The 12,495-nt window shown below is 67.4% G+C and carries 8 protein-coding genes; 6 read left to right on the top strand and 2 right to left on the bottom strand.

Translation table 11 applies throughout. The features are described from left to right. The first annotated feature begins 137 nt into the window (after window positions 1-137). Window positions 138-1,367 (top strand): O-antigen ligase family protein, encoded by a 1,230-nt coding sequence (locus ACSUZJ_RS05005; protein ID WP_499413873.1) that lies wholly within the window; start codon window positions 138-140, stop codon window positions 1,365-1,367. Then, a complete protein-coding gene (gene msbA, locus ACSUZJ_RS05010) occupies window positions 1,357-3,087 on the top strand; it encodes a lipid A export permease/ATP-binding protein MsbA (RefSeq protein ID WP_499413875.1) in 1,731 nt (576 codons plus the stop codon). The genes ACSUZJ_RS05005 and msbA overlap by 11 nt, the downstream gene beginning before the upstream one ends. A 191-nt stretch (window positions 3,088-3,278) precedes the next feature. On the opposite strand, the gene ACSUZJ_RS05015 is transcribed toward msbA, so the two are convergent. Together ACSUZJ_RS05015 and ACSUZJ_RS05020 are read right to left on the bottom strand one after the other, a co-directional pair. Next, a complete protein-coding gene (locus ACSUZJ_RS05015) occupies window positions 3,279-4,010 on the bottom strand; it encodes a glycosyltransferase family 25 protein (RefSeq protein ID WP_499413877.1) in 732 nt (243 codons plus the stop codon). Between the two features lie 166 nt (window positions 4,011-4,176). Continuing rightward, entirely contained in the window at window positions 4,177-6,438 is a 2,262-nt protein-coding gene (locus ACSUZJ_RS05020; RefSeq protein ID WP_499413879.1) for a family 1 glycosylhydrolase, read from the bottom strand. Window positions 6,439-6,723: 285 nt separating this feature from the next. On the opposite strand from ACSUZJ_RS05020, the gene ACSUZJ_RS05025 reads away from it, so the two are divergent. The 4 genes from ACSUZJ_RS05025 to ACSUZJ_RS05040 all read left to right on the top strand — a co-directional run bounded on the left by ACSUZJ_RS05025 (window position 6,724) and on the right by ACSUZJ_RS05040 (window position 12,484). Then, window positions 6,724-6,960: a hypothetical protein gene (locus tag ACSUZJ_RS05025; protein ID WP_499413881.1), complete on the top strand. Its 237-nt coding sequence runs from the start codon at window positions 6,724-6,726 to the stop codon at window positions 6,958-6,960. A gap of 135 nt (window positions 6,961-7,095) precedes the next feature. Next, on the top strand, window positions 7,096-8,799 hold the full coding sequence (locus tag ACSUZJ_RS05030) for an NADH-ubiquinone oxidoreductase-F iron-sulfur binding region domain-containing protein (protein WP_499413883.1): 1,704 nt from the start codon (window positions 7,096-7,098) through the stop codon (window positions 8,797-8,799). Then, window positions 8,796-11,609, top strand: coding sequence for a formate dehydrogenase subunit alpha (gene fdhF / locus ACSUZJ_RS05035; RefSeq protein WP_499413885.1), 2,814 nt, complete (start codon window positions 8,796-8,798; stop codon window positions 11,607-11,609). Before ACSUZJ_RS05030 ends, fdhF begins: the two co-directional genes overlap by 4 nt. Next, window positions 11,606-12,484 (top strand): formate dehydrogenase accessory sulfurtransferase FdhD, encoded by an 879-nt coding sequence (locus ACSUZJ_RS05040; protein ID WP_499413887.1) that lies wholly within the window; start codon window positions 11,606-11,608, stop codon window positions 12,482-12,484. The genes fdhF and ACSUZJ_RS05040 overlap by 4 nt, the downstream gene beginning before the upstream one ends. The last annotated feature ends 11 nt before the right edge of the window (window positions 12,485-12,495 follow it).

Here is a 12,495-nt window from a genome sequence, read left to right on the forward strand (position 1 = left end):
ATTTCTTGTCGTCCTGTCCATCAGCAGATCCGTCGGGTCGTCCGGTTCGGGCTCCGGCAGATGGTGTCAATCAAGTTGTATTGTCGAGCATGAATAATCTCCACGCTGTGATGAGTAAAAATACGCAAGCGACCCGATTGGCCTCATCGCTGCCATGGGCTGGCGCCCTGGTCTTCCTGATACCCGCCCTCAGCCTCATCACCACGTTTGGCATTGGCCTCGGGAGCTTCCTCTTCGTGCTGGCACTGCCTTTGGTCTGGCGCGACGGCCGGCAGGCACTGGCGCGCCATTGGCCGGCCGTGCGCTGGGTCGTGCTGGCCTTCGCTTTCAACTTTGCCGTGACGCTGGCCTTTTTCGCTTTGCGACCCGAGCAGCCGCTCAACAGCGTCGAGAAGCCGCTGCGCATGTTCTGCGCCGTCAGCGCGCTCATGGTGGTGCTGGCGACGGCGCCGCCGCGCCGTGCGCTGTACTGGGGCGCCGCCGTCGGCGCTGTGGGCGCCTTCCTGCTGGTGGGTTACCAGCGTATCGTCCTCGGCATCGAGCGGCCTGGGGGGCTGACCAATGCGGTCACCTTCGGCGACATGGCCGTGTGCCTGAGCCTTGTCGCGCTGGCGGCTGCGATCGATGTCAGCCAGCGCCGGAACCAGATCCTGTGGCTGGCGCTCGGGGCGCTTGCCGGCGTGCTTGCTTCGTTCATCAGCGCGACCCGCGGCGCCTGGGTGGCGCTCGGCCTGGCAGCCCTGCTGGTCGGGCGTCACGTCTTCATCATGCGCAGCACGCGCATGCGCGCGCTGTTGTTCGCTGGCCTGGCGCTGGGCGTGTCGCTGTACTTCATTCCGTCCAGCGGCATGCAGGAGCGGGTAGCGCAGGGGATCAGCGACGTGCGTGCCTGGAACAATGGCGGCGACAAGTTCACGAACGTGGGAATCCGGCTCGAGCTATGGAAGGGCGCCGGCATGCTGATCGCGGAGCGGCCCCTGTTCGGGCGCGACCCCGCGCGCGCGCATGCCCGCATGAAGGAATATGTCGCCGAGGGCCGCCTCGATCCGGTGGCGCTGGCGCCGCTGCACCTGCACAACGATGCGCTGGACGCGCTGGTTGGCGGCGGTATTCCCGGCCTGCTGGCATGGATCGGCATCCTGCTCGCGCCGTTCCTGTTCTTCGCGCGCGAGGCCAGGCAGGCCGCCGGCCATGACCATGCCCGGAATGCGCTCGCGCTGGCCGGCATGCTGATACCGCTGAGCTACTTCGGCTTCAGTCTGACCGACACGATGTTCTGGTCGGTAAAGCCCAGCATGTTCTACGCGCTCATGATCTTCGTCCTCATGGGCCTTTGCCTGAACCAGAAAGAAAAATTTGGAAACTAGCACCATCGTCAAACGCCTGCTGGCGATCATCAAGCCGTATCGCTCGCGCGCCTTCCTGGCGCTGTTCGCGATGGCCGGCACCGCCGCTACCCAGCCGCTGCTGGCCAAGGCGCTCGAACTGCTGCTCGACAAGGGCTTCGGCCCGAACAAGGTCGAGTTCAGCCTGTGGCTCGTTCCCGGCATCCTGATCTCGATCTTCGCGCTGCGCGGCGTGTTCACCTTCTCCACCGCCTACCTGAACAATTGGGTCCTGAGCCGCGTGCTCAACGACCTGCGCCGCATGGCCTTCTCGCGCGTGCTGCGCCTGCCGGTGGCGCGCTTCCACGAGGAGTCGACCGGCAAGATCATCAACACCGTGATCGGCGACGTGCGCCAAGTGGTCGACATGATCAATTCGGTCTTCGTCGCCTATGTGCGCGACGTGCTGGTGGTGCTCGGCCTGCTCGGCGCGCTGCTCTACCTGAACTGGCGCCTGACCCTGATCGCGATGGTGGTGGTGCCGCTCACTGCCGTGATCGTGCGCACCACCACCGGCCGCCTGCGCCGCCTGAACCGCGAGAACCAGCGCGTCACCGCGGAGATGACCCAGGTGGTCGAGGAAGCCACGCGCGGCCACCAGGTGATCCGCGTGTTCGCGGGCGAAAGCTACGAGCGCCGCCGTTTCGAGCGGCGCAGCGAAGCCATGCGCGGCTTCTCGCAGCGCATGACGGTGGCCTTTGCCGCCACCACGCCGATCACGCAGGTCGCCACCGCGGTGGCGGTGTCGGTGGTGATCGTGATGGCGATCCAGTCCGACATGACGGTCGGCGAATTCACCAACTTCACCACCATGATGCTGATGCTGCTCACGCCGCTCAAGTCCCTGGCCGAGGTGAACGGCCCGATGCAGCGCGGGATCGCCGCCGCAGAGACCGTGTTCTCGATCATCGACGCCCCGGTCGAGCACGACCCCGGCACCCGCACCCTCGAGCGCGCCCAGGGGCACCTGCGTTTCGAACACGTGAGCTTCACCTATCCGGGAGCAGGGGCGCCGGCCCTGTCCGACATCACGCTCGACGTGCAGCCGGGGCAGACGGTCGCCCTGGTCGGGGTCTCGGGCGGCGGCAAGTCGACCTTTGTGAATCTGGTGACGCGCTTCTACGATCCGCAGGGCGGGCGCATCCTGCTCGATGGCATTCCGTATGAAGAGCTGACCATGGCCAGTCTGCGCCAGCAGCTCGCCATGGTGAGCCAGAACGTGGTGCTGTTCGACGACACGCTGGCGGCCAACATCGCCTACGGCGCCGACGACATCGACTACGAACGCCTGGCGGCGGCGATCAAGGCCGCCCACCTGACCGACGTGGTGGCGAAGCTGCCGGAAGGCGTGGAGGCGAAGATCGGCGAGAACGGCATGCGCCTGTCGGGCGGCCAGCGCCAGCGTGTGGCGATCGCGCGCGCGATCTACAAGGATGCGCCGGTGCTGATCCTGGACGAGGCGACCTCCGCGCTTGACAACGAATCCGAACGCGCGGTCCAGGCCGCGCTCGACACCCTGATGGCGGGCCGCACCACGCTGGTGATCGCGCACCGCCTGTCGACCATCGAACGGGCCGACCGCATCGTCGTCATGGAAGCGGGTCGCATCGTCGAACAGGGCACGCATGAGGAACTGCTGGCGGCCAACGGCATGTATGCGAATTTGTACCGCCTGCAATTTGCCGCCGCCACCAACGCCTGACGACAGTCGGGAACGGTCAAACAGAAACGCCTCCGGTTGCATCGCGCAACGGAGGCGTTTTCTTTTGTTGACCCGAGATGCAAGGTGGGCACGGGGCACCCACCCTACGACAGACCGACCTGCAACCGATGCTGATCCGTAGGGTGGGCGCCCCCGTGCCCACCATGACGCAAGAACGGCCAGCGCCGGCCTTAGAACTTGCGCAACCCGTTCGCCAGGTTGGTGAACAGATTCGCAAAACGATAAAACGTTTTATATACAAACCGCTGCAAGCCCAGCACGAAGCCCTTCTCGCGCTGGTTGCGCACATCGATGCCGATCACGGAATCGGCGTGGGTCGGATAGACCCCGTGCGGCACCACCGCATGGATCAGTTCCCCGTGGTCGAAGGTGTACTTCAGGAACAGGTCGATCGGCGCCCGGATCGTGCGGGCATGCTCCAGCAGGCGCCGCGCGCCGCGCGGGGTGATCACGTAGCCGGTCATGCACATGCCGACATCGAGCTGCTTGACCAGGCTGAAACGCTCGCCCTTGTCCGAGGTTAGCACCGTGTGCTTTTCCAGCGGTTCCAGGCGCACGAACGAGACCTGGTCGGCGAACCGCGCGACGTAGTCCACGCCGCCTTCGAAGTCGGGCGTGAGCTCGAAGTCGTCTTCCAGCACCACCACCGGCTCGTTCAGCGCGATGCAGCGCTCCCAGGCCAGCAGGTGGCTGACATAGCAGCCCAGCTCGCCCGGCGCGGCGCGGCGGCGCCGGTGCACCAGGAAGCTTTTTTCGTCGTAGTGCTGGAGGTAGGGGTGCTTGTCGACCCGGCCGTCGACGGCGTCGATGAATTCGAAGGGGAGATGGCGCTCGCCGAGTTTCTGCGCCGCGCGGGCGCGCCGCTCGACGCTCTTCGGAAGACTGATGACAAGTATTTTCAAGGTAAGCCTGTAAGGATGCTGAATGACCGGGCGATGCCGGCACAGGCTGAATGTTACCCGATCGACCGGGCGGCGTGCGGAGCGCCGCTGCTCGCGGCGGCGCTGCAAAAGAAAGCCGCCGCCCGGCGCGTGGCGCGCGGGGCGGCGGCAGGTGCCTCAGGCCGCGTCAGCTGGCGTAGTGCGCAGCCTCGCCAGCGACTTCACCGTCGTCGCTGGCGTGCTCCTCGAGCGCCTTGAGGTAGCGCGCCAGGGCGTCGTCGAGCGAGGGCAGCAGCAGGCCGCGCTCGCTGCCCAGGGCCGAATAGCTCGGGCGCGCCGCCACGTAGCCCGATTCGGCCGCCGGACGTTCGACCAGGCGGCTGGCGTCGACGCCGGCCACTTCGCAGGCCTTGCGCGCCAGTTCGGCCCAGGTCACGGCCTCGCCGTTGGTCAGGTGCCAGATGCCGCGTTCGCGGTCGATCATCAGGTCGAGGGTGGCGTTCACCAGGTCGGGGACATAGGTCGGCGAGACCACCAGGTCGTTCGAGGCCGTGAACGACTGGCCCGAGCGCAGGGCACCCAGCGCCTGGGTCACGAAGTTATGGCGGTCCCAGGGGCCGAAGAAGGAGCTGGTGCGGATCACCAGCGCCTGCGGGTCGGCTTCCAGCACGCGGCGCTCGGCCTCGGCCTTGCTGCGTCCATACACGCCAAGCGGCGCGACCGGATCGGACTCGACGTACGGCGTGTCCTTGCCGCCGTCGAACACCAGGTCGCTCGAGAAGGTCACGAAGCGGATCGCGTGGCGGATGCAGGCCAGGGCCAGCACGGTCGGGCCGTGGGTGTTGGCGGACATGCAGGCTTCGCTGTCGGTCTCGGCATCGTCGACGCGCACATAGCCACCGGCGTTGATGATGGCCCAGGGCTTGAAGCGCTGGATCGCCGCTTCGACCGAGGCCGGATCGGTGATGTCCATTTCCTGACGCGTCAGCACGTGGCAGGCCAGGTTACGCTTCTTGCACAGCCGCGCAAAGGCCGAGCCCAGGGTGCCGGTCGCGCCGCTGATCAGGATCGGCTGCACGTGCTGCGACTTGAACTGGCCGCGCACGGCGATGTCAGCCACGGCGGTGCGGGTCGCGACCGGCTTGCACAGGAAGCGGTCGGGACGGCGCCACCAGCCTTCGCCCTGCAGCACGGGGTTCGACAGCGGACGGCCCGAAGCCAGTTCGCGCATCAGGTTGGCCACCGCGGTCGGGCGCGGTTCCGGGCCGCGCACGTCGAATGGACCCGGCTCGTAGTAGCCGCGGCATTCGGTGACCAGGCAGTTCCAGTCGTAGGAGCCGAGCAGGGCCCAGACGGTCACGGCGCGCACGTCGGCGCCGGACTGGCGCACTTTCTTCGCGGCGTTCCAGATCTCGAGCAGCCAGCGCATCTGGTCTTCGCGGTTGGCGTCGATGTGGGCCTCGGTGACGGCGATCGGCAGGCCGTAGCGGTCCCAGGTTTCCTGCAACAGCGGGCCGATGCCCGGGGTCGGCGTGGCCAGCACGCGCGGCGTCTCGATGTCGGCGAACTTCTCGCCGTCGTACTCGCCCCAGCGGTCTTCCGGATAGCGGTCGCGGCGATGGTCGAGCCAGCGCTCGCTGGTGGCGTAGTAGTTCACGCCGATGATGTCGGGCGGGCAGGGATTGTCGCGGAACCAGAGTACCTCCTCGGCCGTGGCGCCGGAGTCCATCAGGTACTTCCACATCTTGTGCTCAGCGTCGACCATCCCGCACAGCAGGTCCCAGGACAGCCAGCGGCGCTCGTTGAAGAAGTTGACCAGGTGTTCCATCTCCGGTGTGCCGTAGGTCTTCGACAGGTCGTCCGTCTGCACCAGCTTGGCCTCGGGATTGACCTCGCGGATGGCGCGCATCGACAGGACGGTAGCCTTGCATTCGACCAGCAGCGCCCGCACGAACGTTTCATGACTCGTTCCGTGCGGGTACCACACGCCATACAAGCCTGAGAAGCGCGCCGTGGTCAGGGGTTCGTTGACCGGGGTGTAGTACTCGGCCCAGGGGTAGCGACGGGCTACCGCGCCGGCGTACTCGGCGAGCTTTTCGGGAAAGGCTGGATCGACCAGGCTGGTGTGCTCGGGACCGCTGCCATGGTGCACCAGGCCGACGATCGGGGTGACGCCGAGGCGCTGCAGCGCGGGAAGGCGGGCGTCGGACCAGGACCAGTCGGCGCTCTCGATGCCGTTCGGTGCGGTGCGTTCCCACAGTACGGGATAGCGGATGGCGGTGATGCCGAGCGAAGCAAAACGCTCGATGTCCTGGAGACGGTCAGCATGGCCGTTGCGGTCCATCTGGCTGAAGTACTGGTCGCGGACGCGGTTGACGGTGCATTCGAGTCCGCCCCAAAGCGCCAGCTCTGGCCGGGAATCTGGCTGGATTTGCTTGTCGATGTTCATGAGGATCTACCTGCTTTAGTGAAGACAGGCTTAAGCCTAGCGGCGTCGGACAGACATTTATGTGAAACGGCGAACATAATGAGGAAATTTCGGACTAGTCCTACTTTTTATCTTCATATCCGTTTCCTCTGCTAAATAACATTGATCTGTCTCTAAATCGTGCGACGTTGTCGCGCCGCGCCATGCAGAATTGTGTCATTCTTGCCTGTTCGGCAAGCCGTTTGGGCGGCAAGCAGAAGAGTCAGCCCAGAAGCAACCGAGGGGCAGCCGAGAAGGAGTCAGCCGATGTACATGGTGTACTGGACAATGGTCGAGGAAACGGAAAGCACGCCGCACGCGCAGCCCTTCGGCACCGACGAAATGGTCAAGGCCATGGGCTTCATGGAAGAACTGCGCAAGCGCCAGCGCAGCGGCGAGGGCGTGCGCTTCGTGACCATGTGTTCCGAGCACCCGGACCTGGTCGGCCATCCGGGCGTGGATGTCACCGGACCGGAATACAACTGGAAGAAGCGGCGGCGTTAGGGCTCCAGGCTGGGGCGCGCAGGCGGGGAAATGCCGCTTGCATTGAACTGACGGGAAAACTGGCATATGCTTGAACTATAAGCATGATGACAAGGCAGCCGGCCCCGCGCCAGGCTGCCGTCCTGGAGGCAGACAATGAACCACCCCGTCATCCCGATCGCGCCGGCCGGCCCGAGCCGCCAGCGCAAGCGCGAGGCGCCCAAGGGGCGCCGCGTCGACCCGCAGGCCCTGGCCGATGTACGCGCGCTGCTGGGCGAGGCTCCGCGCCGGCGCGATCTCCTGATCGAATACCTGCATGCCATCCAGGACCGCCACGGTTGCCTGGCAAGCGGCCACCTCGCCGCACTGGCCCAGGAACTGAACCTGGCCCAGGCCGAAGTCTTCGAAGTCGCCACCTTCTACCACCATTTCGACGTCGTGCGCGAGGGCGAGGCTGCGCCTGCCGCGCTCACGGTGCGCGTCTGCGCCGGGCTGTCCTGCGAGATGGCGGGCGCCGCCGAACTGCTGGAAAAACTGCCGGCCATCCTGGGGCGCGAGACGAGGGTGCTGGCCGCCCCCTGCATTGGCCGCTGCGAGCAGGCCCCGGCCGTGGTGGTCGGGCAGCATCCGGTGCCGCGTGCCAGTCCCGAAGCGGTGCTGGCAAAGGCGAGCGCCGGCGTCACGGCCGACGCCGTGGCTGGCCACATCGACTACGCGGGCTACCGCGCCGGCGGCGGCTACCGCCTGCTGCGCGCCTGCGTGGCGGGTGAACACGATGTGGAGACCGTGATCGCCACCCTGGAGGCGTCCGGCCTGCGCGGACTGGGCGGCGCCGGCTTTCCGCTGGGACGCAAATGGCGCATCGTGCGCAATGAACCCGGACCGCGCCTGATGGCGATTAACATCGACGAGGGCGAGCCCGGCACCTTCAAGGACCGCGTCTACCTCGAGCGCGACCCGCACCGCTTCCTGGAGGGCGCCCTGATCGCCGCCTGGGCGGTCGGCATCGACGCCATCTACGTCTACCTGCGCGACGAATACCACGGCTGCCGCGCGATGCTGGCGGCGGAGCTGGACAAATTGAACGCGGACCCGCCGGTGCAGGGCATGCCGGCGATTCACCTGCGGCGGGGCGCCGGCGCCTATATCTGCGGCGAAGAGTCGGCGATGATCGAGTCGATCGAAGGCAAGCGCGGCATGCCGCGCCTGCGTCCGCCCTATGTGGCGCAAATCGGCCTGTTCGGGCGGCCCACGCTGGAACACAATTTCGAGTCGCTGCACTGGGTGCGCGAGATCCTCGAGCGCGGCGGCGACTGGTTCGCCAGCCACGGCCGCAACGGCCGGCGCGGCCTGCGCTCGTTCTCGGTATCGGGGCGGGTGCGCGAACCGGGCGTCAAGCTGGCCCCGGCCGGCATCACGGTGCGCGAGCTGATCGAGGAGTATTGCGGCGGCATGCAGGACGGGCACGATTTCTATGCCTACCTGCCGGGTGGCGCATCGGGCGGCATCCTGCCGGCCACAATGGGCGACATCCCGCTCGACTTCGACACCCTGCAGCCCTACGGCTGCTTCATCGGCTCGGCGGCGGTGGTGGTGCTGTCGCACCGGGACAGCGCGGTTGCCGCCGCACGCAACACGATGCGCTTCTTCAAGGACGAGTCCTGCGGCCAGTGCACGCCCTGCCGTGCCGGCACGGCCAAGGCGCTGGCGATCATCGAGCAGCCCCGGTGGGACACGGACCTGCTCGCCGATTTGTCGCAGGTAATGCGTGACGCCTCGATCTGCGGCCTGGGCCAGGCGGCGCCGAATCCCGTCGACTGCGTGATCAAGTACTTCCCACATGAACTGGGGGCAGCATGAACGCCGATATTCCCCGCATTGCATTTGAACTGAACGGCCGCAGTGTCGAGGCCCTGCCCGGCGAGACCCTGATCGAGGTCGCCCGGCGCGAAGGCGTCGAGATTCCCCACCTGTGCTACAAGCCGGGCATGGAGGCCGTCGGCAATTGCCGTTCCTGCATGGTCGAGATCGCGGGCGAGCGCGTGCTGGCGCCCTCGTGCTGCCGCCATCCGGCCGCCGGCATGAAGGTCAGCACCGGGAGCCCGCGCGCCCTCGCCGCGCAGAAGATGGTGCTCGAGCTGCTGCAGTCGGACGCGGGCGATCCGGCGGGTGTTTCCGAATACACGCGCGAGAACGAGCTGGGCCAGTGGTCCGCCAGGCTCGGCGTCACGCAGTCGCGCTTCGCCTCCACGCGTCCGCAGCCGGCGCGCGACGCCACCCACGCCGCCATCACCGTCAACCTCGATGCCTGCATCCAGTGCACGCGCTGCGTGCGCGCCTGCCGCGACGAGCAGGTGAACGAGGTGATCGGCCTGGCCTTCCGCGGCCAGGACGCAAAGATCGTGTTCGACCAGGACGATCCGCTGGGCGCATCGACCTGCGTGGCCTGCGGCGAATGCGTGCAGGCCTGCCCGACCGGAGCGCTGGCGCCGGCGCGCGGCGTGGCCCTGGAAGTCCCCGACAAGGAGGTCGATTCGGTCTGTCCCTACTGCGGCGTCGGCTGCCAGCTGACCTACAAGGTCAAGGACAACCGCATCCTCGAAGTGAAAGGGCGCGACGGTCCGGCCAACCATGGCCGCCTGTGCGTCAAGGGCCGCTACGGCTTCGACTACGCCCACCATCCGCACCGCCTGAAGACGCCCCTGATCCGGCGCGAGGGCATGCCGAAGACCGGCGACTTCACGATGGACCCGTCGCGCGTGCTGGAGGTGTTCCGCGAGGCGAGCTGGGAAGAGGCGCTCGAACTGGCCGGCGGCGGGCTGGCCCGGATCCGCGACCAGCACGGCGGCGCGGCGCTGGCCGGCTTCGGCTCGGCCAAGGGCAGCAACGAGGAAGCTTATCTTTTCCAGAAGCTGGTGCGCACCGGCTTCCGGACCAACAACGTCGACCACTGCACCCGCCTGTGCCACGCCTCATCGGTGGCGGCGCTGCTGGAGGGAATCGGCTCGGGCGCGGTGTCGAACCCGGTGATGGACGTGATGCAGGCCGAGGTCATCGTCCTGATCGGGGCGAACCCCACCGTGAACCATCCGGTGGCGGCCACCTGGATCAAGAACTCGGTGAAGGCCGGCGCGAAGCTGGTCGTGCTCGACCCGCGCCGCTCCGAGTTGGCGCGCCACGCGCACCGCTACCTGCAGTTCAAGCCCGACACCGACGTCGCCCTGCTCAACGCGATGATGCACACGATCGTCAGCGAGCGGCTGGTCGACCCGGCCTTCATCGCCGAACGCACGGTCGGCTACGCGGAGCTGGAGGCGAACGTGGCCGGCTACAGTCCGGAGGCGATGGCGCCGATCTGCGGCATCGACGCCGCCACCATCCGCGAGGTCGCGCGGCTGTACGCCACCTCGAAGGGCTCGATGATCCTGTGGGGCATGGGCGTGTCCCAGCACGTGCACGGCACCGACAACGCGCGCTGCCTGATCGCGCTGTCCCTGATGACCGGCCAGATCGGCCGTCCCGGCACCGGCCTGCATCCGCTGCGCGGGCAGAACAACGTGCAGGGCGCGTCGGATGCCGGCCTGATCCCGATGATGCTGCCCGATTACGGGCGCGTGGACGACCCGGCCGTGCGCGCGAAGTTCGAACAGGGATGGGCCGCCACGCTCGACCCGCAGCCCGGCCTGACCGTGGTCGAGATCATGGAGGCGATCGACGCCGGCCAGGTGCGCGGCATGTACATCATGGGCGAGAACCCGGCCATGTCAGATCCGGACGCGAACCACGCGCGCGCGGCCCTGGCCTCGCTCGAACACCTGGTGGTGCAGGACATTTTTCTCACCGAGACGGCCTACCTCGCGGACGTGATCCTGCCGGCGTCCGGTTTTCCGGAGAAGACCGGCACCTTCACGAATACCGACCGCCTGGTGCAGCTGGGCCGCCAGGCGATCGATCCGCCGGGCGACGCGAAGCAGGACCTGTGGATCATCCAGCAGATGGCGAACCGGCTCGGCTTGCCCTGGAACTACGGCCACGTGTCCGAGGTCTTCGACGAGATGCGGCGCCTGATGCCGAGCATTGCCGGCATCACCTGGGAGCGCCTGGAGCAGGAGGGCGCCGTGGTCTACCCCTGCCGCAACGAAGGCGACTCCGGCCAGCCGGTGGTGTTCACGGACAGCTTCCCGCGCGCCGGGGACCGCGCGCGCTTCGTCCCGGCCGACATCATCCCGGCCGACGAGCGTCCGGACCTCGACTATCCGATGGTCCTGATCACCGGCCGCCAGCTCGAACACTGGCACACCGGCAGCATGACCCGGCGCGCCGGCGTGCTCGATGCGATCGAACCCGATCCGGTGGCGCTGGTGCACCCGCTCGACCTGCAGCGGCTCGGCATCGAACCGGGCTCGGCGATCACGATCGCCTCGCGCCGCGGCGAAGTGGTGCTGTGGGCGCGCGCCGACGACAGTTCGCCCGTGGGCGCGATCTTCGTCCCGTTCTGCTACTACGAAGCGGCGATCAACCGCCTGACGAATGCGGCGCTCGACCCCTACGGGAAGATCCCCGAGTTCAAGTACTGCGCGGTCAGGATTACCCCGGGCGGGGAGGTCGCACCGCAGGGCAGCTACGGTGGCGGCCAAATTCTGGCGGACGTGGCACAATTGGCAACATGAATTGCCCAGACCTGTCCCGCTACCGCCCCCTGCTGTCCGATGCCCGCGCCGACCTCACGCACGAGGTCGAGTCGATCGACGAGCGCGGCCGCCGCTCCACGATCTCGATTCCCGCCGAGCGGCCGCTGACGGTCTACGTCGACAAGCGCGAGCTCGTCACCCTGATGACCCTGGGCGGCGCGCCCGAGGCGCTCACCCTTGGCTACCTGCGCAACCAGCGCCTGGTGCGCGCCATCGAGGACGTGGTGTCGGTGCAGGTCGACTGGTCGGTCGACGCGGTGGCGGTCGTCACCAGGAACGGCATTGCCGACGTCGAGGAGCGCACCGCGAAGAAGGTCGTCACCACCGGCTGCGGCCAGGGCTCGGTGTTCGGCGGCCTGATGGACGAGGTCGACCGGATCGCGCTGCCGCCCGATGCCCGCCTGGCCCAGTCGGGCATCTACCGCATCGTCGAGACCATCCGCACCCAGCAGTCGATCTACAAGCAGGCCGGCTCGGTGCACGGCTGCGCGCTGTTCTCGAACAGCGGCGAGCTGCTGTACTTCGTCGAGGATGTCGGCCGCCACAACGCGGTCGACGCCATCGCCGGCCTGATGTGGCTGGAAGGCATGCGCGGCGAAGACAAGGTCTTCTACACCACCGGGCGGCTCACGTCCGAAATGGTGATCAAGGGCGCCCAGATGGGCATCCCCTTCCTGCTGTCGCGCTCCGGCACCACGCAAATGGGCCACATGGTCGCGGAAAAGGTCGGCATGTCGCTGCTGGCGCGCTGCACGGGCAGGCACTTCCTGCTGCTGTCGGGCCAGGAACGGATCGTGTTCGAGCCCGAGCTGTTCGAGCAGCCGCTGCCCCAGCCCTTGCACGCTCCTTCGTGACCCGGCCGTTC

The organism is Telluria sp. B2 (assembly GCF_051789535.1).
Taxonomy (GTDB): Bacteria; Pseudomonadota; Gammaproteobacteria; order Burkholderiales; family Burkholderiaceae_D; genus Telluria.

Coding starts and splice junctions, on each gene's coding strand:
- ACSUZJ_RS05020 (WP_499413879.1), bottom strand. CDS start 6,438: ATGAACATCGACAAGCAAATCCAGCCAGATTCCCGGCCAGAGCTGGCG.
- ACSUZJ_RS05025 (WP_499413881.1), top strand. CDS start 6,724: ATGTACATGGTGTACTGGACAATGGTCGAGGAAACGGAAAGCACGCCG.
- ACSUZJ_RS05030 (WP_499413883.1), top strand. CDS start 7,096: ATGAACCACCCCGTCATCCCGATCGCGCCGGCCGGCCCGAGCCGCCAG.
- fdhF (WP_499413885.1), top strand. CDS start 8,796: ATGAACGCCGATATTCCCCGCATTGCATTTGAACTGAACGGCCGCAGT.
- ACSUZJ_RS05040 (WP_499413887.1), top strand. CDS start 11,606: ATGAATTGCCCAGACCTGTCCCGCTACCGCCCCCTGCTGTCCGATGCC.